Source organism: Pedobacter sp. MC2016-24 (genome assembly GCF_015223055.1).
Taxonomy (GTDB): Bacteria; Bacteroidota; Bacteroidia; order Sphingobacteriales; family Sphingobacteriaceae; genus Pedobacter.
The window spans coordinates 80,002-103,676 of sequence record NZ_JADFBX010000012.1 but is presented as its reverse complement, the minus strand read 5'-3'; the positions used below and the strand labels follow the sequence as shown (position 1 = coordinate 103,676).

General features: G+C 44.1%; 16 protein-coding genes. 2 read left to right on the top strand and 14 right to left on the bottom strand.

Annotation, left to right across the window (positions count from 1 at the left end; all coding sequences use genetic code 11):
- Positions 1–164 precede the first annotated feature (164 nt).
- The 8 genes from IM797_RS21670 to IM797_RS21635 form a co-directional block, all read right to left on the bottom strand.
- Positions 165–2,966 (bottom strand): pitrilysin family protein, encoded by a 2,802-nt coding sequence (locus IM797_RS21670; RefSeq protein WP_228099028.1) that lies wholly within the window; start codon positions 2,964–2,966, stop codon positions 165–167.
- A gap of 10 nt (positions 2,967–2,976) precedes the next feature.
- On the bottom strand, positions 2,977–4,452 hold the full coding sequence (locus IM797_RS21665; protein WP_194129288.1) for a TlpA disulfide reductase family protein: 1,476 nt from the start codon (positions 4,450–4,452) through the stop codon (positions 2,977–2,979).
- The gene (locus tag IM797_RS21660; RefSeq protein ID WP_194129287.1) at positions 4,449–5,519 is read right to left on the bottom strand and encodes a hypothetical protein; all 1,071 of its coding nucleotides are present in this window, start codon (positions 5,517–5,519) and stop codon (positions 4,449–4,451) included. Before IM797_RS21660 ends, IM797_RS21665 begins: the two co-directional genes overlap by 4 nt.
- 33 nt (positions 5,520–5,552) lie before the next feature.
- Positions 5,553–6,995: a RagB/SusD family nutrient uptake outer membrane protein gene (locus tag IM797_RS21655; RefSeq protein ID WP_194129286.1), complete on the bottom strand. Its 1,443-nt coding sequence runs from the start codon at positions 6,993–6,995 to the stop codon at positions 5,553–5,555.
- Positions 6,996–7,012: 17 nt separating this feature from the next.
- Positions 7,013–10,252: a SusC/RagA family TonB-linked outer membrane protein gene (locus IM797_RS21650; protein ID WP_194129285.1), complete on the bottom strand. Its 3,240-nt coding sequence runs from the start codon at positions 10,250–10,252 to the stop codon at positions 7,013–7,015.
- 213 nt (positions 10,253–10,465) lie between these two features.
- Positions 10,466–11,647: a FecR family protein gene (locus IM797_RS21645; protein WP_194129284.1), complete on the bottom strand. Its 1,182-nt coding sequence runs from the start codon at positions 11,645–11,647 to the stop codon at positions 10,466–10,468.
- A gap of 66 nt (positions 11,648–11,713) precedes the next feature.
- Positions 11,714–12,289, bottom strand: coding sequence for an RNA polymerase sigma-70 factor (locus IM797_RS21640; protein WP_194129283.1), 576 nt, complete (start codon positions 12,287–12,289; stop codon positions 11,714–11,716).
- 119 nt (positions 12,290–12,408) lie between these two features.
- On the bottom strand, positions 12,409–13,008 hold the full coding sequence (locus IM797_RS21635; RefSeq protein WP_194129282.1) for a TetR/AcrR family transcriptional regulator: 600 nt from the start codon (positions 13,006–13,008) through the stop codon (positions 12,409–12,411).
- A 75-nt stretch (positions 13,009–13,083) separates the two neighbouring features.
- Between IM797_RS21635 and IM797_RS21630 the strand changes: the two genes are divergently transcribed.
- A complete protein-coding gene (locus tag IM797_RS21630; RefSeq protein ID WP_228099027.1) occupies positions 13,084–13,788 on the top strand; it encodes a dienelactone hydrolase family protein in 705 nt (234 codons plus the stop codon).
- Between the two features lie 32 nt (positions 13,789–13,820).
- The gene (locus IM797_RS21625) at positions 13,821–14,813 is read left to right on the top strand and encodes an amidohydrolase family protein (RefSeq protein ID WP_194129281.1); all 993 of its coding nucleotides are present in this window, start codon (positions 13,821–13,823) and stop codon (positions 14,811–14,813) included.
- Positions 14,814–14,932: 119 nt separating this feature from the next.
- On the opposite strand, the gene IM797_RS21620 is transcribed toward IM797_RS21625, so the two are convergent.
- The 6 genes from IM797_RS21620 to IM797_RS21595 form a co-directional block, all read right to left on the bottom strand.
- Complete coding sequence (locus IM797_RS21620; protein ID WP_194129280.1) at positions 14,933–17,422, bottom strand: PAS domain S-box protein; 2,490 nt, start codon at positions 17,420–17,422, stop codon at positions 14,933–14,935.
- A gap of 192 nt (positions 17,423–17,614) precedes the next feature.
- Positions 17,615–19,210, bottom strand: coding sequence for an Ig-like domain-containing protein (locus IM797_RS21615; protein ID WP_194129279.1), 1,596 nt, complete (start codon positions 19,208–19,210; stop codon positions 17,615–17,617).
- A 68-nt stretch (positions 19,211–19,278) separates the two neighbouring features.
- Positions 19,279–19,866 (bottom strand): RNA polymerase sigma factor, encoded by a 588-nt coding sequence (locus IM797_RS21610; protein WP_194129278.1) that lies wholly within the window; start codon positions 19,864–19,866, stop codon positions 19,279–19,281.
- A 41-nt stretch (positions 19,867–19,907) separates the two neighbouring features.
- Positions 19,908–21,062 carry a TlpA disulfide reductase family protein gene (locus IM797_RS21605; protein ID WP_194129277.1) on the bottom strand — a complete coding sequence of 385 codons (1,155 nt, stop codon included), beginning with the start codon at positions 21,060–21,062 and terminating at the stop codon, positions 19,908–19,910.
- 20 nt (positions 21,063–21,082) lie between these two features.
- Positions 21,083–22,144, bottom strand: a complete 1,062-nt coding sequence (locus tag IM797_RS21600; protein WP_194129276.1) for a hypothetical protein — start codon at positions 22,142–22,144, stop codon at positions 21,083–21,085.
- A gap of 18 nt (positions 22,145–22,162) precedes the next feature.
- The gene (locus tag IM797_RS21595) at positions 22,163–23,674 is read right to left on the bottom strand and encodes a RagB/SusD family nutrient uptake outer membrane protein (RefSeq protein ID WP_194129275.1); all 1,512 of its coding nucleotides are present in this window, start codon (positions 23,672–23,674) and stop codon (positions 22,163–22,165) included.
- Position 23,675 lies beyond the last annotated feature (1 nt).

Below are 23,675 nucleotides of genomic sequence, written 5' to 3'. Positions count from 1 at the left end.
AACAACAATCAGTTTTGAAAAGTTTAGATTATTCAAGGTGATTTAATTTTGTAATTCTAAGGAAACTAAATGGAGTAAATTTGATTTGCTTTCCATGTCATAAAATTGATGTTGGATAATATAAAAAAAATTGACCTTTTTTGAAAGCTTCCTACGCTTACTGATTAATGATTTTCTTTCTCTGGAAGTAAGGTTAATCTGATGTAGTTCTTGTCATTGAAATAAAGGTTTGCAGCTTCCCGGACAGTTTGAGGGGTAATCTTATCTACGATTGCATTGTTGAAATCTGAAGATGTCAAGCTCAGGTCGTTCTGCAGGTAGGTACTCACTTTAGACAGCCAGTAAATATTGGTCTGCCGCTGTGTTTCCAAAGTGCGACGGAATTCCGCTTTCCACTTATCCACATCGATTTGAGACGGCCCGTCGTTTTTTAACCTTTTAATCTCATCTAGTGCAGAGGAGATCAGTTTATCAACATTTTCCGGAGCACATCCAAAGGTAATTTGACATTGATAAACAGCTTTGGGATATTTGGTTCCGGTGATCGTTACCTGTGGGGAATATACACCGCTCTCTGCTTCACGCAACCTTTCCATTATCCTGATCTGAAGCACCTCTTTCAAAGCGGCCATCTGCACATTTTCCTCAAGCCCATAACTATAGGCTCCTGAGAACAACAGGTTCACAGTGGCCTTTTGTTCCCTACCCTTGTAAATATTTTTGCTGAGCCGACCGGTCACAGGAACAATGCCCCGGTCTTTGAACTGTTCACGAGCATTGGTAGCAGGCAGGCTACCCAGGTATTTTTCCAGCAAGGGTCTTATCGTAACGGTATCGATGCTACCTACGAATATAAAGGTGAAATTAGCGGCATCGGAAAAACGTTCTTTAAAAATAGTATAGGCCCTATCGTTATCAATCTGTAAGAGCTTATGCAGTGTTGGGCCTCCCATCCGGGGATGGTTGGCATAAATGAGCGCAAGGGAACTATCCTGAAAGACACTGTTTGGGTCACTACCCCGATTGACAATTGTAGCCTTACTACGCTCAATTATAGACTCGAATATGGCTTTGTCATTTCGGGCTTCGGTAAAATACGCATGAGTCAGCTTCAGAGCTGTTTCCAGATCTTGATTTCCTGAACTACCGGATATTCCCTGGGTGAGGTAGCTGATATAAGGGACTACCTGCAGTTTTTTGCCTGACAGGTATTTTTGAAGTTCGGAGCTGTTGAGGTTGCCGATACCGGCAGCAGGAATGAGATTTGCGGCATTCGCTGCCGACTGGTAATCCTTAATATCATAAACAGATGTTCCGCCTTTGCCAAATGCAGTAAACAAAATCTCATCATTTTTAAACGCTGTTTTTTTCAAAAATACGGTCAGACCATTTTTCATGGTAATTTTCGTAAATCCAATCTCTTTATTGAATGATTCGCTAACGATGGTTCCAGCAGTTGGTTGCTGAATTAAAAGATCCTTCATGGTAACTCCCTCTGTATAAGCAACCTGTTTTTGAAGTTCAATCGCTTTGATCCAGGAATCCACGCGTTCCTGGCTGGGCAGTCCGGCTTTTTCGCGCTCAGGCGCCATAATCATAATGTCTCGGTTGACGTCTTTGATAGCACGCAGGACAAATTGATGCATTTCTTCCAGAGTGATCTCAGGCAATGCCTTTTTGGTGAGTTCGTATTCTTTTTCAATACCAGGTGCCGCGACATTGTTCAGGAATAACTGTACGTATTCTTTGGCATATTTCTCAGAAGCAGTTTTATCCTGTTCTTTCCATGCAGATTCCATACTCACGAGAAAACTTTTTTTGGCCCTGTCCAGTTCGGGAGCTGTAAAGCCAAATTGCTTCAGTCTGGTAACTTCAACCCATGCTGCCTTAAATCCACTTTCTAGGGCTCCGGGACGGGCGGTAATGCTCAAACTGAAGGCGTCTAATCCGCCAAGAAACGAATTAATTCCCATATTAGCCTGTAGGAATGGTGCATCTGCACGGAGCATAATCTCATCACATCTGCTTTTGAGCATTTGATTGCACAGTGATCGCATAATCAGCTGCCGATAATCCCCTACCGTGCTTACTTTTAAAGCTTGTTGCTTGATAAGAACTTCAATTTGTGTAGAAGTCTGTTCCTTGTCTGTCAATGAAATGAATTGATTTTTGTTATTCAGGGGAATGGAATAGCTTGGCCGTGGTTTTTCCGATACCGGATTTTTAAGACCGGAAAATTCTTTCTTAATGACACTTTCTAAATGCGCTGGATCTATATCTCCCACTACAATGATTGCCTGAAGATTGGGACGGTACCAATCCTGGTAAAAACGTTCAAGGGTTGCAGGCTTGAAGTGCTTCAGGACCTCGTCGGTACCTATCGGTAAGCGAGAGGCATAGCGGGAGCCGTTGAGGATCACAGAGAAATATTGTTCGCGCAGTCGTTCCGCTACGCTTTTTTTAAGCCGTTTTTCCTCCAGGATTACACCTCTTTCTTTATCGATCTCCAAGGGATCAAGTAAAGCACTATTGGCCCAATCACGCATAATCCGGATGCCATTATCCAGCAATCCGGGACGGTCAGTTGGAATGGGCAATTCATAAACCGTCTCCTCAAATCCGGTATAAGCATTCAGGTCGGCACCGAAGCGTACACCAGCCTTTTGAAGGTAGTCTACCAGTTCGTTCTTGGGGAAATGGGTGGTTCCATTGAAACTCATGTGTTCCATAAAATGAGCCAGTCCCAGTTGCTCATCAGTTTCAAGGATTGAACCTACCTTATTTACCAGGTACATCACAACCCTGTTTTCTGGATGCTGATTCTGGCGGATAAAATAAGTGAAGCCATTGGATAATTTTCCAGTTTTAACCTTTGGATCGACGGGGATTAGTTGTTGTCCGAAGGCAACTTGTACAGCCAGCAGAAGGACCACGAGCAGCATATTTCGTAATTTTATGAGATACATCTTCGCTATCTTAATTCAATAATTTGTTCAGTTGTATTTTTAGTGCCGGATTGGAAGGTCGGTCAGCATTGGCTGAAATAATTTTGCCATCCGGTGCAATCAAAATAAATCTTGGGATGGAAACGACTTGAAAAGCTTGGATAAATTCAGAACTAAAATCTTTATCCGCCATGATTTGTATACCAGTCAGCTGGTTTTCCTTCACATAATTTATCCACTTTTGTTTGTCTCCCGGGTTATCCAGGGAGATGCTCACAAAGTGAATGTTCTTGTCGTGATATTCCTTTTCAAGTTGTTGCAAAGCAGGAATTTCGGCTTTACAGGGCATGCACCAGGTCGCCCAAAGATCAATATATACATACTTCCCTCTCAAGCCTTTTAAGGTGACCACCTGATCATCTATTGTTTTATAAGAAAAATCCAGTGCCGAAGGGTCTAACTTAAGCTTCGCGTAATTACTATACTGGACATCAATTTGCGCTTTGACAAAAGGTAATAGCTGCAATTTACTAAGCATTTGGTAGATGGAATCCACACGATGCTTGTCTTTACCTGACTTTAAGTAGATCAGGCCAAAATTTCCCTTCACGAAGTTTTTAATCAGATCACGCTGTATTTTTTCATCTACGATCTTTAACACCTCGATTGCCTCTGCATCTGGCTCCAGCTTCTGTCCGTACTTGTTTTTGGGAATTTCTGAAAGTTTATCGATCAGCTGGTTCCGGTAAGGACTGGCGTCCTTAAACAGCTGTTCATCGTTCCAGCTGAAATCCTTCTCATATGCCGCGTCTATCGTGGCAATATCCGCTGGGGTAAGAAAGTTAGCCCTAATTGTAGCGGCTTGGTACTGCAATAATTTCATTTGATCAGCAACACTTTTATAATATCCAACCTTTCTGGGTTTTGTCATTTTCTGCATGACCAAAGAATCGAAACCGTAATATTTGCGATAGGTGGAAAGCAAACTTTGTGCGGAATTTCTGATCAGTCCATTCATGATCTTCACAAAAAATGTATCGGTAGATTTGGAAACCTTTGCAGCGACATTCTGTTGAAAAGTACTCAGGAGATCCAGAAAATAAGACGGTTTATCGTTCAATGCGGAAAAGCGTATACCAATATCCCCTCCGATGGGCAGAATTTTCCGTTCCTCAGAAAGCGAGGATATGATGGTATTTTCCAGGGATCCCGGTCCCGAAAATTTATACCCTGAAGTATCGGCGGGTGTGATGCGGATGTTGCTGCCCGGCACAAGGTAAAGATCCGCGATCGGACTTAAGTTATATATGCCTTTACCAGGGATAGTTAATGTTGTGCTGAAGGATTTGTCTTTCCGGACAGGGATCTTTATGCTTAGCCCGTTGATCTGATGGCTGAGCGTTAATGTAGTATCGTTGGAGCGGATAGTACCTGATAGTGTTATCTTTTGGGCAAACGCTATATTTGCGAATAGCAGAAATGCCAGGATAAGATTTGATTTTTTCATAATTGTCTTCGTTTCATTTGTAGAAAAGCCCTTTCAATCATAGCTCTGGACTGTGCGGACATGGATACAGATTTCAAAACCTCGTAGGCAGATTCAAAATCTGTCGTGGCCTGCTGGGCCGCATCCAGGTACTCAATGCCCTGCAGCCCGGTGAGGTAATCCGCAAGCGTGGAATCCGGGAATTTCGAAGGAATAGCAGCAAGTCTCCTGAGATAACTTTCCTTCAGATTATTTTCGTCTATTGGTATTTCTGCAAGAGCCATTTGGCTGGAAATGATGGCATACCAGGTCGAGTTTTGCAACAAATTATGGTCATTTGCCCGGAATCCGTCGTTATATAATTTATACACAGCCTGGCGATCTTCCTCGTTCAGAAAACCATCCATAAAAGGCAGCAACAAGGCGCGGTACATTTTGAATCTGAAATTTGGATCCGTTTTTGATTTTGCGTTATTGATGAAATCCAGTGAAGCGATGTAAGATGTGGAATCTGCTTCATGGAACCTGTCAAAATTCATCAGCATGACGCGACAGTAGCTATCCGCATCACCCATGGCAATTTCACGGAAAAAAATATTCTTCGACGCAGACACCAGCTTGGTCACACTGTCTTTATAGCTTTGAATTGTGATGGCAAATTTCTGGACCGGTTGCTGCAGCAAGTTAAAAGACGGGGCATTTTTGATTATCGAGTTTTGCGGCAGCAATGTCGCTCTGACTGCTTTGAGCCTAGATAAGACTTCATTCTCTTTGCTTTGTTTGCCTTTAAACTGGTAGGATTGCCGGGCTGTGGCTATAACCTGCAGCGCATTTCCTGGCTCAAGATAAATTTCCCCGATCTGGTCGATGGCATAGAATCCTCTGCCCGGTAAATCTACTGCGGCTTTGAAATTGCTTTTACTGTCTGAGGGTATTTCAACAGCGAAATTACGTTGCTCATTGGTCAGGTACAAGGCCTTTCCCTCTGCAGTAGGGAGACTGAGCGATACTTTGGTTTGTTGGGCAAAACCACCCATGCCCGGCAGGCAGGATAAAGCGAGGCCCGCAATAATTATTTTTATTGTCATATTGATGTGTTTTAAGAAATAGAAATACCTGGTTTAGTATCCCGGATTTTGCTTGAGGTTTCTGTTGGCAAAGACTTCCTGTGAGGGAATCGGATAAAGTGCCTGATAAGGTTCCCATTTGTAACCCGGCACAGTGCCAGCTTTAGTCACCGGCAATACCGTATGGATGCGGCCTGTCCGTTTCAGGTTCAGCCAGCGGTCTCCATATTCAGTAAACAGTTCCAACCTTCTTTCCCGTTCCAATGCAGTAAGTGCTGTAGGAAGATCTGGCAAGGCCAGCCTGGTACTAAGGCCAGCTCTTTTCCTTACGGTGAATAAATCTTCTTCTGCTTCCGCCAGCCTATCCAGGTTTGCGGCCGCCTCCGCGCGGATCAGGTAAAGCTCTGCCAGGCGAAACATCACAATGTACTCGTTCCCGGAAACTGAAGCGTTGTTTAGCTTGTATTTGGACGGATAGCTATACGATTGAAAGGTATTAAAGTCGAGGAAGTTGGCTATCCACTTGGATTTGCGCAGGTCTCCCGTTTGAAAGGCGGATATCAGGTTGGCATTGGCATAGGAAGTCAGCAATACGCCGGACAAGGGTGCAAAAAATCCCGGTATTTGTGTTACGCCTGTCAAAGCCGTTGCACCACTGTTCACCGTTTGTATTTGAAAAATAGTTTCCCTACTGGTTTTCAAAAATACAGTAGCCAGATCGGACTCCAGGGTATAGTTAGTAGAAGTCAGCAATGTATTGGCTTCAGAATAAGCTGCGGGCCAATTTTGCTGAAAGAAGTAAACCCTGGCCAGCATTGCTGTTACAGCCGCTTTGTTTACTCTTATTTTTTCAGTACTCATATTGGTGGCAGACAGTCTGTTTCTCGCATCTGTCAGGTCTTCGATGATCTGTTTGTAGATTTCTGCGGTCGGGGCATTGGATAAGGTCTTATTGGTTTCCAGAACCGGGCTGAGGTTTAAGGGCACGTTGCCGAATAGGTTCAGCAGATAAAAGTAGCTCCAGGCCCTCCAGAATTTACACTCGCCGATCAATTGGTTTTTATTAGCTACTCCATATGCGTTAGAACTACTTATTCCCGCTATGCAAAGGTTGGCCGTATTGATTTTCTGATACAAGGGTTGGTAAATACGGGCGCCAACGCTGAAACCATTCAGCGCTCCGTCAGCAATTACGCTCAGGGTATTCCCTTGCATATTGGCTGCGTTGAAGAAAGAATTCCAGATACTTGCCGGGGGCATGATCACCTCGTCTGCGGAAAGAGATGGATAAATGTTGAGCACCTCCATCACTTCTCTGTCGTAGAGTTGAAGTACACTGCTTAAGGTAGCTGCCGAATCTGAAAATACCTTATCAGCCTCGAGGCTCATTTTTGGTGCAGGTACATCAATGTATTTCTTGCAGGAACTCAGATGCAGCACAGCAAGTATGCAGCTGAAAAACACAAGATTTAGATATATTTTATTTGCTGGTTTCATGTTCTTTTAAGATTAGGTTATAAAGAAAGGTTCAGCCCGAAGGTGATCATTCTTAAAGGCGGAGTAGCTGAACCCGTTTCCGGATCAAACAGATATTTGGCTTTCGTCCAGGTGTACACATTTTGTGCATTGGCAAAAATCCGGGCATTGGTAACATGCACACTTTTCGTCCACTGTGCCGGCAAGGCATAAGCCAGGCTAATGTTCCTGAGTTTAGCAAAGGTATTGTCGCCAAAACCAAAGTTGGAGCTACCTAAAAACGAATAAGCCGTTAAACCGGTAGAAGCTTTGGGAAAGGTTGCAATATCGCCAGAGTTTTGCCATACACCTGATGCAAACTGGGCAGGCAAATTTGTAGCAGTTCCAATGCTTCCTGGTTTCGGCATTGTCTGGCCATCCTGTTGCATCACCTGAATGAAGAAACTCAGCGTAAATCCCTGATATTGAAAATCATTTCCGATACCGCCGTAGGCTTTCGGCAAGGTGTTTCCGTACCATTGCAGGTCACCCATCGTTGGTGTAGCAGTCGTTCCGCCGGCTGCTGTACGAAACAACGGGATCCCTGTATCCGGATCAATACTATCGAAGATATAACCCTGGAACTGACTCAGGGGATAGCCAATAGGCAGGGTAGCCGCACCGGTGAAATCAGCAGAGACACTCACAATCTTACTGCGTGGGATGGTCAGGTTGAGCGACGTTTTCCAGTTGAAGTTTTTACTTTTTACATTCGTGGTGTTCAGTTCAAATTCTAGTCCCTGCATGTCAATTCTGGCCGGAAAATTAGCCATATACCCGCTATAACCAGTACTGACAGGCAGCGATAGCATCCCCAGTTGATTGTTCGACCGATTATAATAGTAGTTGGCGTTAAGCAGCATTCGGTCATTAAAAAAGCCCAGGTCAATGCCCAGGTCAAGTTTCTGAGTAGTTTCCCAACGGATTTTTTCGTTTGCCGGATTGACTGATGCCAGCGTGGTCTGTCCCTGGTATACATTTGAAGGCTTAAACAGGGGTAAGTACAGGTAATCCGAAATTAAATCATTACCGGTAACGCCCCAGTTGGCCTTCAATTTTCCGAAGGAAAGAAAGGATTTTTTGTTTTTCAGGAAATCCTCGTTGGTGAAAATCCAGGCACCACCGATCGATCCAAAGTTACCAAAACTATAGTCCGATCCGAAACGTGATGATCCATCCCGCCTGAGGATTCCGTTGATGATGTACTTTTGTTGCCAGTTGTAGTTGAGGCGTGTAAACACGGAGTTATACTTGTACACGGTGTTGTTGCCAGTGAGTCTGTAATTTGCTGCTCCGGTAATGGCGCCAAGTAGTTGTCCATTGATGTATTGACGGGCATTGATGCTCGTGGATACGAAAGCGGTATTTTGAAAGGTTGTCCCAATAAGCAGGCTGAGGTCTCCCCCACCAATTTTTCTGTTAAAGTTGAGTTGTGGTTCTACACTATAGAACTGGTTGTCGATAAGACCAAAGTTGGCGTCATTGGTTGGAACAGCATTACGTGGGCTTTCTGAAATGGCCGGACTCTGCTGGTTTTGATTGGTATTACTTTTATTAAACCCGGAATTGACCTGAAGTTCCAATCCTGACATCAGGATGTAACGTAAGTTGAGGCTACTGGTCAGGGAATTCGTGCTGCCCAGGTACCGTTTCAGTAAACTGGCTTCCGGGTTTTGGATCGTTGCCCAGTTTATACTGCCGTCTGCATTATACAATGGTCTGTTTGGCGGCATAAATACAAACTGTGAAAAATCGCTCGTACGCATATCTGAATGGTTGTAGCCATAATTGATATTGGCCACTGCATTGAATTTCTTGTCCAGGGAATTGTGTTCCACATTGAGTCTGGCACTGGCACGCTGGTCGCTTTGCCTGCCGGGGCTAACCGGCGTTTGTCTGTTATAACCCGTACTCAGCAGCATACGCGTTCTGGCATCGCCGCCCTGAAGGGTGGCGTTAATGTTGGTGTATTGTGCGGTGCCGCCCATGTATTTCCTTTGCCAGTCAACGCCTTCGTTTTGGTTCCAGCTCAGGAGGTCAGGCGCATTGGACGCATTGGGAGTCAGACCGTCATTTTTTAAGGCCTGGTGCCTGATGTTCAGGTACTGTTCCAGGTTAAGGATCGGAATAAAGTGAGCTACTTCGCCAAAACCTTGCTGCAGATTGACGCTCAGCTGTGTTTTGCCTTGTTTTGCCCTCTTGGTCGTGATCATCACCGCGCCGTTTGCACCTTTGGTTCCGAAAATAGCTGTCGCATCGGCATCTTTAAGAATGTCAATCCTTTCAATGTCATCGGGGTTGATGATGCTAAAGGGGCTAAGCCTAACGGAGGGCGCAGCTATACCACTCACTTCATTGAAACCTGCACCATTGACCGAAGCCGGGGCACCGGTATTGAAGGGTACACCGTCAATCACAAATAAGGGTGTTGTACCGGACGAAATCGAAGAGGCGCCCCGAATGAGCACATCCACATAACCTCCCGGCAAACCTGAATTCTGGGTAATCACAGCACCAGATACCCTGCCCTGGAGCGCAAGTAAAGGATTCGATACGGGCTGTTTAGCAATCTCTTCCGCCGTGATTGATGAAACTGCACCAGTACTCAGCCTCCGGCTGGTCGTACCGTAGGCGATAACTTGTATTTCGTCCAGAGAACCAACTGCTGACACCATTTTGATAGTGACAGGCTGTTTTAAGCCCGACACCAGATGCTCCTGGGTTTTGTAGCCGATGAAGGAAAATTGGAGCAGATCGTTTTGTTCAACGTTTAAAGTAAATAAGGCTCCGCTGTTGTTTATAAAAAAACTTAACGTTTTTTTGGTCTTGTCTTCTGGTATGATGGTAACTGTCACCCCCGGTAATGGCAGCCCCTGCTCATTTACCACCTTTCCAGACAGGATAGCGGCCAGGTCAGCAGTGGTATTTTTGACTGTCTCTTTTAAGCTTTTTCTGGTGATAACTACCGAGCGGTCCTCAATTTTGAAAGTTAAAGGTTGGTTGGTTAACAACTGATCAAGAACGGTTTTCAGTTCAGCGTCACGAACATTGATGCTTACTGTTTTGGTATCTCTCATCGTTGACCCGGAAAACATAAAATCGTAACCAGTCTGCACCCTTATCTTATTGAAGATATGCTCCAATCGCGCATTTTTTTCTGACAAAGTCACTTTCTGCCCGTAAGAATTCGCGCTTACCTGCATAATAACTGTGATCAATAGAAAAAACGTGAACTTCATAGTTAATAGCATTGTTCTTGTGCAGGCCAGTGGCATGCACAATTTTTCCTTGTAAAATTCGTACATTTGTTTAGTTTGGTTTAGTAAGTTTAGCCTGTAATTTTGCGATGGAGGGCTAAGCTTGGTTGATAATTAATTAATCGATCCAGACTTTTAGTCATCCCGGCTCCAACCAGGATGACTTTTTTTGTCAGGTCGTCTTTATCCTATGCACTAGGGCATAACAGTGACCCTCCTTCCCTCGACTTTAAATTTGACGCCATTTGTATTCTGCAGGATTTTTAGGGCCTGGCCCAGGTTTTTATCACTGGAAACAGTACCCGTGAAAGTTTCATCTGTAGGCGGGCCCAGATAGACGACATCAATGTTATACCACCTGGAAAGCTTAGTCATGATACTGGTGATTTTTTCGCCGTTAAACCTGAAATAGCCATTTTTCCATGCCAGCACTTCCTCCAGATCAGCTTTGATTACTGCTATTTTATTGTTTTGAATGCTCGCTTGTTCGCCAGGAATAATTGTCAGCTCTTTTTCTCCGGCGCTGACCTTCACAGAGCCTTCTTCCAACGTGGTTTTTGTGATGTTCGTATGGTCATCGTCGTAGGCATTAATATTGAACCGGGTTCCAAGAACTTCCACCTGCTGATTCTTTGTTTTGACGATGAAAGGATGCTTTTTGTCTTTAGCGACCTGAAAATAAGCTTCGCCTTTCAAAGATGTTTCCCTGGTACTTAACCCTTTAAAGGTTGTAGGATAGGCTAAAGATGATGCGGCATTCAAAAATACCAGGGTCCCGTCCGGCAGCTTCACCTGAGCCTGCTCACCACAGGCAGTGCTTAGCGTATTAAATTCAGTATTTCCCAATTTTGTACCGGCGATTTCATAAAGGATTTGTCCGTCTGCTGTTTTGGATATTTTTACACCTTGTTGATTGGCAATATCTCCTGCCTTTGCGTCTGTAATCCTAATTTTTTCTCCGTTTGCCAGTGTCAGGGTAGCACCGCCGTAGCGTCCTGGCAGAATATCTTTTTGACTGGCAAATGCTGCTTTTTCCTGCTTATTCTTATTTTGGAAATAAAATAGTCCTGCGCCAAATAGTACGATTGCAATCGTTGCAGCTACAGCCACCACTTGCCATAACTTTCTTGCAGGTTTGCCGTAAATGCGTTGGTTTATGCGTTGCAGTGACGCAGTTGCATCTTCTGGCCTCCAGTCTTTCAACACCCGAAACGTAAAATCTCCTTTTTCGATATCTTTAACCACACGGATATTTTTCTCGTCAGCTTCAAGCCATTCGCTGAGTTCCAGATGTTCGCTTTCAGTCAACTCATTGCTGTGCTTTTTCGCAAGCAAGACCATAATGCGTTCTATATACAGCGCTTCTTCTATCGTCATATGTAACCTGTTATAGAGACAATACAACCATAGGTGTAAAAAGTACCGAAGAATTTGTAATTATTTTCAACTGATCCAGAATGCGAGCAAAAAGAAACTAAATGCACGGCCGGATAATTTGGTTTTCAAGATCTTTAAACCTAAAACTTTGAGGTTTTTCACAGTTTGCTCTGATAAATCCAACTCCTGAGCAATTTCTGTATTGCTAAAGCTTTCCAGAAAACTCATGGCAATGACTTTACTGCATTGCGAAGGAAGTTGATGCACCGCACGGTATATTTCAGCCATGATTTCTGCCTGAATGATGGTACTTAATTGGTCATTATCTTCAACTAGGGTGTTTTCCCCTATCTCCTCAACAGAGACATATTGTCTTTTATTCCACTTCAGGTAATTCAGACATGCATTTCTTGTGGAACGGTATAGAAAGGCTTTGAGGTGCGTATGATTTTCAAATATTTGCTTTTTATCCCAGAGTTTCACGAATAGGTTTTCAATGATATCTTCAGCTTCAGCACCTACAAATTTTGTCGCATAAAAACATAAAGGATGGTAAAAGCCATGGTAAATCAATTCAAATGCGCTGCGTTCACTCAGATGGATTGGATTGCTGGTTCTAACTGGATCTGATTCTGAAGACATATAATTTTACCCCAATGCAATAATAACTAAACGATTTTATTTTTAGGTAATTCCCAAAGTGATTATTAAAATAAAGGGCAAAGCAAGCTAAAGATTTTTCAAGCTTAGGTGTTTTAAGCTTATCCATAAATGGTCATGAAGTCCAAGACGCTCATACGAGCCAATTCGGTTGAATCAATACTTGAAGCTTTGTCAATACAAAAAATGACTGGATATCGTGCCATCATACAGAGTTGAATAAGTGTTCTGGCAGCCCTGCCCGCATCTGCTGAAGGTAATTTCCCAATGCTCATTTGTGTTTCTAAAAAGTTTTCGAGTAACTCCTCAGTAGCTTTAGGCGCGCGTTCATAAAACAACCTTCCCACTTCCGGGAAACGCGCACTCTCACCAACAGCAAGCCGATGCAAATCAATCGATTCTGTCGAGCAAATTTCATCAATATAGTGCTTTGCAAAGTCTCTAAGCGATTGCGCTAAAGGTTTGTCCGATTTTAAGTGTGGTGCTAATTTTCCGCGAAATGATGCCGTAGCATGCTCGATATATGCTGCAAAAAGAACTTCTTTATTAGGGAAGTAGCGCCATAAGGTTTCTTTTGAGCCACCATAAGCTGAAGCAATTGCAGACATCGTAGTAGCACCATAACCGTAATCAAGGAAGTGTTTTCCAGCTATTTCTATGATCATTTTACGACGGGCTTCTTGTTGCAATTCTTTTGACATATTTTTTATTTGCTTTTAACCGTACTATGTAGTACGTTTGTTAAACCGTACCATGTGGTACGGTTTAACAATTTAATGATGAGTTTTACAACAAAGATACAATCCTACGATGGCGTAGGCAAGTTCAACGTCTATGTAGCCGAGCCCGATGGTAGACCCCGGGGCGCAATTATCGTTATCCAGGAAATTTTCGGGGTAGATACAGACATTCGCTGGCGCTGCGATCTTTTAGCCCAGAGCGGTTATCTGGCTATTGCACCCGATCTTTTCTGGCGTCTCGATCCAGGCATGGAATTAGATCCTGACATAACCTCAACCATGAAACGTTCTGTGGATGTGGTGATTCGCTTCAATACAGATAAGGGGGTACATGACGTACAGCGTACAATCAACAAAGCCCGCGAGATTGTAGGCAATAAGGCGAAAATTGGCCTGATCGGATATTGTCTTGGTGGACGAATGGCCGCATTTGCCTCAGCCCGTACTGATATCGATGCAGCAGTTTCTTATTATGGTGTACAAATTGAGCGTATGTTGAGTGAAAAAGATGCCATCAGAAACCCACTCATGTTACATATGCCTGAGTTCGATGAGCATGTTGGTCCGGAAATTCAAGACCAGATCCATGCTGCATTCGATGGCAACGGGCAAATCACAATCTACGACTATCCGGGACAACATCATGGATTTGCATGTGCGCTGGGCAAACGTAGATCGGAAGAGACGGCAAGAATAGCTGACGAACGCACTGCTCAATTTTTAGCGCAACACATTGGTTGAGGTACGCAAAAACCAAATTATCTAAAAAAACAATGAAAATAATAGCTTTAGAAGAACATTTTGTACCTCCCCAGGTAAGCGAAGCCTGGGAGGCAACTGCTACAATTCAAGACTTTACAGTCTCCATGAACGGTCACCAATATGCCAGACAATTGGAAGATCTGGAAGATATTCGCATTCAGGCAATGGACGATGCCGGCATTGACGTGCAGGTATTGTCCCTGCCCTCACCTGGTGTTCAGAATTTTAAACCAGCCGATTCAATAGCAGTTGCGAGAGATTTTAACGATATCCTCACTGGCGCTATTGCAAACCGACCAGATCGCTTCGATGGGTTTGCTACCCTTCCTGTTCCCTCACCAATTGCAGCTGCAAAAGAGTTACAACGCACTGTGCAGGACCTTGGACTCAAGGGTGCACTTTTAAATGGACGTGTCCATGAGCGTAATATGGATCACCGTGACTTTAATCCAATCTATGAAGCTGCAGAGGCACTACACGTGCCGCTTTATATCCATCCCCAGCTTCCCCCACCGGGGGTACGCGATGCTTATTATTCTGGCATAGGTCAGATTGCCGATATCATGCTTTCCATGGGGGCCATTGGCTGGCATTACGAGACTGGTATACAACTCCTGCGCATGGTACTTACCGGAGTCTTTGACCGTTACCCCAACCTTCAGGTAATTGTCGGCCACTGGGGCGAAGTAGTCCTATTCTATCTGGATCGCATTGCACAACTCAACCATGCGGGCCTCAAACTGGAACGGCCCATCGCTGACTACTTCAAACAAAACGTCTACTACACACCAAGCGGTATTTTCAGTCAGCACTACTTTTCCCGAACCATTGAGATTGTAGGCGTCGAACGAATGATGTTTTCCCAAGATTGGCCTTATCAAAGCTGTCGTGAAAAGGGTGCCCGCACATTTTTAGAACAAGCCTCAATATCTCAAGCTGAGAAAGAAGCTATAGCACATGAAAATTGGGAGCGGCTTGTTTTAGAAGGTGGAAATAATTCTTAGTGAGCTGAACAGCTAGTAACTGCACACGAAATCATGTGCAGTTACCATTTTTTATAGAAAACTTATGACAAGCGTTCCCGCCTATCCGGTAAACAGCGGAGTATCTTCTGAAAGACGAATTAATCTAATTGTGGCAATGTGAACCAAAAAGTTGTTCCTACACCTTCAATGCTATCCACGCCAATCTGCCCCCCGTGTCGGTGGACAATATCTGCACTGATATAAAGACCTAAGCCCAGACCGGATACCTGTATCCCCGATTCATCAGCCCTGAAATAACGGTCAAACAAATGCGGCAGTTTATTAGCCGGAATTCCCGGCCCGGTATCCCTCAAGGACAATTTTACCGAATCTCCCAGGTTTTCAATCGTTAAAAAGATCTCCCTGCTGTTTGGTGCGTATTTAACGGCGTTTGTTATAAAGTTACTAATGACCTGCTCGATCCGGTGTTCGTCAGCAATGATTTGCAGATCCCTGACACCCTCAACCACCAACTCCTGCTTTCCAAGCTGCCTTGCATGCGAGCAACAATCGTTTATTAGCCGATCTATACTGAATTTCTTTTTATTCAGCATGACTTGCCCCTCCTTGATTTTGGTCACGTTCAACAGATCGTCGACCAGCTCTGTAATCTTTTCCATGCTCCTGCTACACTGTTCAACCAGTCTGGGCAGTAAGGCTGTTGGATTGGCCTTCATCCTTTCCAGAAGCTGCAAAGAAGCTTTCAAGCTAGTAATCGGCGTTTTGAGTTCGTGACTGGCGATGGAAATAAAATCGTCTTTCTGCTGTTGAAGACGCTTGAATTCTGTAATGTCGATCACTGTACCCAGTAACTTTTTGAGATTACCCTCGCTATCACGATGCACATTCCCTTGCACACGTACCCACTTTATGGAATTATCCGGAAGCAAAAGCCGCGTTTCGTAAAACAATTTACCCGTTTTGCTGGCTACGGCATGAGCCTCTTCACTCAGACCTGCATCCAGTGGATGGTAAGTGGCCAGTACTTGTTTCCTTGATACCGGAGTATCCACCCCGAAGATCTCGTTGAAACGCTCAGAAGCAGTCAGGGACTGATCAATATAACTCAATTCATACGTTCCAATCTCCGCCGCTTCAATTGCAAGACGGCTCCGCTCCTCTACATCCTCTATTTTCCGGCGGGCGATCACTTTATCCGTCACGTCATTCCCCACCACCATAATCGAAGTCACGCTCCCTTTGTGATCAGTAACCGGTTCGTATACGAAATCGATATATAAGGTTTCATCGATGCCTTTTCGAACCAATACCACTTCGTGTTCCTGCGCATGGAAGGCTACACCAGTTTCGATCACCTGCTGCATCACTGGCGCATAAACCTCCGCCGCTTCTGCCACCGCGTCCCAGATGGTATGTGCTTCAAGCTGCTCGCTTGTTTTGCCAACCAATTTTAAATATTCATGATTAACTTCAGTGATCATCAAGTCCCCCGCACGAATGATGCAGATAGCAACCGGGGCTTGTTTAATCAGGTTGCGAAACCTCGATTCGCTGAGGAACAATTCATCATAGGAGGCAGCAAGCTCTTCATTTGTAGTTGCCAGTTCCTCGTTCAGCGCAGCAAACTCTTCGTTGGAAGCCGCCAACTCTTCGTTGAGATCCTGGAGCTTCACTTCATCCAGTTTCCGCTGGGTGATGTCTACACAAGAGCTGATGTACCCGGCAAATGTTCCATCTGACAGAAATCTCGGTGTACCTTTTTTTAACAGCCAGTGGTAAGCTCCCCCCGCTCCCAGAATCCGAAACTCGTCGGTATAGGAGATGCGCTTTTCAAATGCCGCCTGATGAATGGTAAGAAACCTTGACCTGTCCCGCTCATGAATCAGATCATACCATCCTTTTTCGTTGAGCTCGCTTGAAGTTCTCCCGCTGAGTAAAGACCAGGCTTTGTTGAAGTAAAACCGTTTTGCATTTTGATCACTTACGGCCACCAGTATATCGGTGTTATCGGCCATCGACCTGAACCGCTCCTCGCTTTCAGTAAATGCCTTCACGCGATCCTGAACCATCGATTCTAAATCCTGATTCAGCCGCGCCAGGTCTTCCCGGCTGGTCTGGAGTTCTTCATTGATGGCATTGAGTTCTTCGTTAGATGCCGCAAGTTCCTCATTGAGCGCCTGCTCCCGAATGAGCAGCTCACGGTTCTGGGCTGCCATTTCCAGTTCTCGCCTGTTCAGATAACGCTCAGTCACATCCGTAGCCGTATGCAGAACGCCGGTAACCTCACCATGTTCATTCTTGACAGCACGGTATTCGAAATCGAAATAAAAAGTCTTACGCTCGCCATCAATGGAAAGTTCTGCGGGTGTATCATTTCCGGAAATCGTTATTCCCTCACGCCAGACCCGGGCGAACATCTCCCCGAAGGGCTGATCAGTAAGTTCCGGCATGGCTTCCACCAAACCTTTACCGATAACCTCGCGACCTCTGCCCCAAATCCTCAACATGGGTTCATTGGCAAATTCAATCCGGGCCTCCTCACCGTGATGTATAGCGGTTGCAATATTGGTAAATGAAAGTATGTGGTTTAATTGCTCAGCATTCAGGCGCATCACTGGATCATTCATAAGTAAAGTAGATTTCGGAAGGCTAAAATAACGGATTTAAATAAAATACCACAAAAACTTACCTTATAAACTTTATTCTACATTACCTTTTTAGGGGACTTTTCCATCTGAGTACACTACTCTTATTCTGAAGCCTGACCAAAAAAAGGCATGCCCGAACGTGAATCCGGGCACAACCATAATATTTCCAGTCTAATTATACCTGTCAATTAAAGCTGCTGGTATATTGGTCCGTCCGCCCAGGCTATCTATCTTGGCATCTAGCCTATTCCATATTTGCATGTTTTCCAATTCCTGTAAAGTATAATAAAGTTTCAAAGCGTTATAAACCTTACTGGTAGCATGTGCGGTGTTTACCGGTTCCTGGGCACGTTGATAGATCAGGTTATTCGACAGGTTTTTTACACCAAAAGCGGCAATACCAAAACTAGCACTTTTCGATGGGGTCGTCCTAAACCAACTATTGTAGGTTGCCTCATCAATTAAGATATGCTCCAATGATACCAGGGGTGTTATCCGGGAGAAAAAATTGTAAGGATCATCACCATGAGCCATATATAATGCCTCCTTAACAAAATAAGCTTGACTGTGTCTATCTGGGCTCAATACTATTTTTACAGGGATGTTTAACGCCCTCAGGACTATTTTCAGAAACGACGTGGTGCCATGGCAACCTGCAGTGAAGTGTCCGAACTGGTTATTATTTTGTACAGTGGTACCGTTAATTATCCTGCTGGGCAAAACCCCACCATACTGCCAATGGTTATACATATTACTGAGCTCCAATGCGCCACCGAAATGGTACAGATCTTTACTCCAGTTTAAGAGTGCGCCAATAGTGGCCAACCTGGTACTCTTTATGGCACCGATTTCCTTCATAAAAGAACGCAAATAAGTTCCGGGTTCAGGTATTGTAGAATTATACACAGCTTCCGGCATTAATATCGCGTAGAGATTGCGACCATTCGTAAGTGGCGTATAAAATACATTCCCGTCAAAGATCAGCTTCAGTTCAGCAGCATTATAATCCAGAACACTCCAGCTGACAATGTGATCCATTTCCAAATGGAGACTCGTGGCAATATTGTCCAGATAAAGCAACCACGTTTCCCTTGGACTATAGAGTACAACTATATTCGTACCCGTATGATGGTCTTCAGGTGGGGTTGGAACATTCACCACTGTCGTCCAGTCTCGTCTGGCTTTCTCAAAAAACCAGTACAATTCAGTTTTTTGCGTGGCATTCCATTGGTTGTACGGCAAATTTGTACGCTGTTGTGTGGGCCATATGATTGCATTTGCCACCTGTGCATGGTCGGCCAGCCAATCATCAATTTCAGTACTACTGACCACTTTTGTAGAGAAACTCACTTTAACGCCCGGAAATAATTTTAAACTTGCCGAGACCGTATTGTGGCTTCCAGTACTCATACTTCCAATAGCCAGCTGGATTTTTAAATTGCCATCCTGATCGCTAACGCCTTCCGTAGCAGAAATGACACTGTTACTATCCAGCTTATTAAAAATTACCTGGGTGCCTGCAACGGGGTTGTTGGCCTGGTCTACTACCTTAACCGTAAGTGAATCAAAAAGCGTTGCTCCAGGCAAGGCGGTTTGATTGTTGCCACCAACTATGACTAATTTCAAGTTCGTTGTCGAACTACTAATGATCTCGACTCCGGGAGTTGAACCAAATTTGCTACAGGCTACAACCTGAAAAAGCAGGAAGGCACCGAATATCAGAAGATATCCCTTTCTAGTTACTAATAATTGCTTTTTAAATATCATATTTTAAATGTTTAGGTGGTGTATTGTGATTTTGTCAATGGTTACCTGGTCAGTTCTTTTTAAAATATCTAACGTTCCATGAGCATCTCTAAGAGTATCAATAACAAGGAAAGATGGTCTTTCATATGCTTGCGTAATGCCCGCATCGCCTTGTTCATGTGATCTTTCACCGTACTCAGCGATATACCCATTTCCACCGCGGTAGCGTCATAACTCCTGCCTTCCATTTTGCAACTGATGAATATTTTTTTGCGTTGTGGCGGGAGCTGTGCGATGGCTTTTTGCAGGGCTTCCGTGGCAGAATTAAAATTGATATGTTCATCCAAATGATGGTAATGTGCTGTGCCCTGGCTAATTAAATGTGCTTTCAGTTTTTCATCACGGGCTGCTTTCCAGTAGTAGTTGATGGCTAGGTTTTTGGCGGTTTGGAATACGATAGCTTTAAAAGGGATACCTATGTCCAACCTGTCGCGTTGCTGCCATATTTTCAAGAAAACATCTTGATGTAGTTCTTCGGCGACTGTATGACTGATGACTATTTTTTTGATGCGGAGGAAAACTTCCTGCGCATATTGAAGGTACAAACGATCGAAGGCCCGGTAATCACCTTCGATCATTTGCTTAACAAGCGTATTTTCGTCTATCAGTGTACTCAATTCTGATTATTTTTAACAGTTGCCTGGAATGATATCTATTGTTATTGCTTCGCCGAAAAATATTTGTCGAGCTTATCGTTCAGATCCTCACTGATTCCTAAGCTTCTATACAAAATGGTACCGTCCGGACCAACCAGTATCGTGGTAGGAAAACCGGTCACATTCAGTTGAGCCACGTAGTCGTATATCCCGCTACCGCTCATGATGTGATACCAATCCAATCCTTTTTCGGCAATTGCAGTTTTCCATTTCTCTTCCGTGTCCCCTTTATCAATCCCCAATATTTCGAGTTTCCCAGCATACTTTTTCTTAAGATCCAAGAGATGGGGCATGCCCGCCATACAGGGTACACACCATGTACCCCAAAAATCAATCAGATAATATTTCCCGCTTAAGGATGTATTTGAAAATGCTTTTCCGTTTGGCAAGGTGCCTGTGATGGTCAACATTTTAGCGCCAACTACGTATTTCCCTGCACTAATTCTGCTTGCCACCAATTTATAAAACTCAGTTTTTTTATAGCTGTTGTCGACCGTTTTAATAAGATTTGCTGCCTCTGGAATCGATAGCTGCCCCCTTAACATGAAGTCATTGATCAAATACAAGCCCATAATTGAGGAGCTATTTTGACTCACCATTTTTTTTAAGGCATCAAGAGCAGCCTGACTTGCTGCATCAAATTCCTTTTTTAGCTCAGCCTGATCAGCAGCGGATGAAGAAGCTCTGGCCAACTTGACCTGAAGGTTCATCTGTTTGTTTAAAAGAGGGAAATAGGATTTAAGAATTTTGTTACAAACTTCATTCTCAGCACCACCTACAGCGGAGGTTTCTGCATAATCTGTAAGTCTGCCTATCAACTTCACTTTTTCACCAGGTTGTACCACACACCACATCGAAGCCGCCTTGGTCGGATAAGCTCCTGTTTTATCGGGATCAGGCTTTTTTAAAACACCTGGATTGGTTGCACTCACTCTGATTACCAAAGGAGAAGCTGTCGTTTCGCTATAATTGAACTGACCATCCACAACAGGAATGGTCTTATTTTTCATCGTGGAAGTACCATCCCAGATGGTTACATAGACCACTTTTCCCTCAAGGTTATCAATCTGACTGCTCAACACAAAGGCGGTCTCCTGCGCAAAAGTGCATATGCTGAGCAGTAACATGGACACCGTAGTTATGATTTCTTTATACATCTTTTTTGATTTAGATCTGATTATTCCTCAAGTTTATGGACTACATAGGCCGTTGGTGAAGCCCCTGCATAACTAGGAGACGTATACAGGATATTTTTCACATAGATCACCGCTATTTTGCCATCTTTATTTAAAAAGGCATATCCATGCCCCCTGATCAACTGCACCTTTGCTGCTCCAGCTGTGCCAATTTGCCTGTTCCTCAAATCACTCAATTTCAGATTATTGAAATCGATCTCTCCCAGATCCAAGTACTTTACGTCACGCATCTGCGCCGTAGGATAGGTTCCGGAGAACTTGTTAAGAACCCTTAGAGAATCGGCTATCCAACTCGCGTTTGGAGAAACCAGGTACATGGGACGCTTATCAAAATCGGACAAGTCCGTGTAGATATGGCCGTAGACATTTGGTCTGTTGGTTGCTGTTATCGCAGTTGTCACTGCTGCTGCAGCCATCGCAACGGCTGTAGGTACTGACTTTACAACCGGAGGGTTGACTGAATTATCGGTAACATTAGTAAAGGTGGTCACGCTATACAAAAAGGAAGTTGCGCCAACCGCATACACCCTTTTACTATTGGCAACCTGTCCGTTATAAAACGTCCCTCCATTTAAAGAGGTCAGAAAATTTGATGCCTGAAGTTTAACCACTATCGATTTGGTTTCGCCTTTTCCAGAGGTCACATTTAGCTTTACACTATATTCGCCCTCGGTAAACGTATTGGGTATCTTCACCGTGAATTCGAAAACAACATCCGCGAGTTTACGGCTCAATCTACCCTGGGCATCAACACTAACAGGTTTTCTGGTATCAATCATCTTAAACACCAGTGGAGCGATTTCAAAGTTCTTACTGGCTTCCGAACTGGTAAAAGCGGCGATGCTATCTGTAGGATTCGAGGCAAAAATGGAAAATGTTTTTGTAGCTCCCGTTACTTTGCTAACCTGCACCTGGGGTATTTCGAGAGGATCCATGTTCTTCACCATAAATGACTCTGATTTTACGAGCAAAAGTTCATCTGGCGAACAGGAAGAAAGCCCCATGATCGCAAGGCAGATGAATAATGTGGTTTGTATTTTCATATTCTTTTCAACTAAAGCTTAATAATTTGGGTTCTGTATCACCACGCCTTTATTGGCAGCCACTTCATCTTGAGGAATTGGCAGGCACAGCTGCCAGTCGCTCAGGAAGGAAGGATTGAATCTGGCAACGAACCTATTTCCAGCTTCGTCCTTTAAGCGGGCCATGGCAAACCATTCAGAAGCATTTTCTACCCCCAACTCCAGCACATATTCGTTAACGATGGCTTCGAACTGCCTGGCTTTACTGACATAGTCGCTGGCGTTTAACAGTGTATTGCCAGAGCGGGTGCGCAAAAAATTTAAAGGAGCCAGGACATCCGTTGCCGAAGCGCCTGTTTTTGCCAAAGCTTCAGCTTTGATGAGATAAAGTTGTGCAAGGCGCATGATATAAGATGGACAATTACCATTGAAGCGGAAGACCTTTCTAAAACTAACACCTGTCTTGGTTACTGGCGGGTTACCCGAAGTGAAACTATCTTCGGCCCAGGTATAAGGGTACCTTGCATCAGCCCTGATCAAGGTACTATAATAGGTGTTCTCACTTTCAGAATACACGCTTGCAATGTTTCCGACAGCATAACTGAAAACACCATAAGGACTTTGTGCCAGTGGATTGGCTACAGTGCTTGCAATAGTCTGCGCATTGATGAACCTGGAAAACAGCAGTTCCCTGTTGGGCAGATAATCGTTAGCTGGCAAAAATACATCGGCAAAAGAAGTTTCCATCTTGAACTCGGTACCGCTGATCACTTCGTTGGCCAATTTTAGGGCTTCGGAGAAATCTGTTGCTAATCCACGCATGATCAAAGCTTCAGCCTTGAATGCTTTTGCGGTGCTGCGACATGTTCTATATACAGATGTATGTGTTTTAGGCCCATTCTCAATACAGTATTGGTAATCGGCCAAAATGCTTTCGTAAGTAGCTTTTACGGTAGCGCGCGAAGTAAGCAAGTTGTTGATGCTGGTTGGCGCTAAACGTAGTACGGGACCGTAGGGACTCTCGTTGTCCCAAAAATAGCCATGATATTTTAAGGCCCAGAGATGTCCGAAAGCCCGTAAAAACTTAGCTTCAGCAATAATTTCGGCGCGCTTTTCACTTCCGATTTTATCGGCGGGCAATTTTTCTGTATAAAAAATAACATTGTTCGCGGCGTTGACGATACGGTATACCAAACGATAAAAACCCGGGATGATATTATCTGAGGATACCACACTAAAAGTACTGAGGCTAACGTCAAATGTAAAGCGTTGTCCACCTTTAAGCAAACCTGCCATTTGCGCCCCGTTTACGGCATAGTCATACGAGAACCCGGTGGTGAATGTAGGTGATATTGCTGTATACAGCGGCGGTGTAAAATTATACTGCAGATAGCTGTAAGCACCGTTAAGCGCTACGGTTGCTGATTTCTCATCCACAATAGCCACCTCGGCAGCAAGTTCATGCTCAGGCAATTCCTTTTCAAGTATTTTCTTGCATGAGCTTTGCATCATCAATGCAGCTGCCAGTATGATATAAATGATCTTGTTCATA

What these genes read in the sequence shown, in the direction of transcription:
- IM797_RS21670 (WP_228099028.1), bottom strand. Translation starts at nt 2,966, where the DNA reads ATGTATCTCATAAAATTACGAAATATGCTGCTCGTGGTCCTTCTGCTG.
- IM797_RS21665 (WP_194129288.1), bottom strand. Translation starts at nt 4,452, where the DNA reads ATGAAAAAATCAAATCTTATCCTGGCATTTCTGCTATTCGCAAATATA.
- IM797_RS21660 (WP_194129287.1), bottom strand. Translation starts at nt 5,519, where the DNA reads ATGACAATAAAAATAATTATTGCGGGCCTCGCTTTATCCTGCCTGCCG.
- IM797_RS21655 (WP_194129286.1), bottom strand. Translation starts at nt 6,995, where the DNA reads ATGAAACCAGCAAATAAAATATATCTAAATCTTGTGTTTTTCAGCTGC.
- IM797_RS21650 (WP_194129285.1), bottom strand. Translation starts at nt 10,252, where the DNA reads ATGAAGTTCACGTTTTTTCTATTGATCACAGTTATTATGCAGGTAAGC.
- IM797_RS21645 (WP_194129284.1), bottom strand. Translation starts at nt 11,647, where the DNA reads ATGACGATAGAAGAAGCGCTGTATATAGAACGCATTATGGTCTTGCTT.
- IM797_RS21640 (WP_194129283.1), bottom strand. Translation starts at nt 12,289, where the DNA reads ATGTCTTCAGAATCAGATCCAGTTAGAACCAGCAATCCAATCCATCTG.
- IM797_RS21635 (WP_194129282.1), bottom strand. Translation starts at nt 13,008, where the DNA reads ATGTCAAAAGAATTGCAACAAGAAGCCCGTCGTAAAATGATCATAGAA.
- IM797_RS21630 (WP_228099027.1), top strand. Translation starts at nt 13,084, where the DNA reads ATGATGAGTTTTACAACAAAGATACAATCCTACGATGGCGTAGGCAAG.
- IM797_RS21625 (WP_194129281.1), top strand. Translation starts at nt 13,821, where the DNA reads ATGAAAATAATAGCTTTAGAAGAACATTTTGTACCTCCCCAGGTAAGC.
- IM797_RS21620 (WP_194129280.1), bottom strand. Translation starts at nt 17,422, where the DNA reads ATGAATGATCCAGTGATGCGCCTGAATGCTGAGCAATTAAACCACATA.
- IM797_RS21615 (WP_194129279.1), bottom strand. Translation starts at nt 19,210, where the DNA reads ATGATATTTAAAAAGCAATTATTAGTAACTAGAAAGGGATATCTTCTG.
- IM797_RS21605 (WP_194129277.1), bottom strand. Translation starts at nt 21,062, where the DNA reads ATGTATAAAGAAATCATAACTACGGTGTCCATGTTACTGCTCAGCATA.
- IM797_RS21600 (WP_194129276.1), bottom strand. Translation starts at nt 22,144, where the DNA reads ATGAAAATACAAACCACATTATTCATCTGCCTTGCGATCATGGGGCTT.
- IM797_RS21595 (WP_194129275.1), bottom strand. Translation starts at nt 23,674, where the DNA reads ATGAACAAGATCATTTATATCATACTGGCAGCTGCATTGATGATGCAA.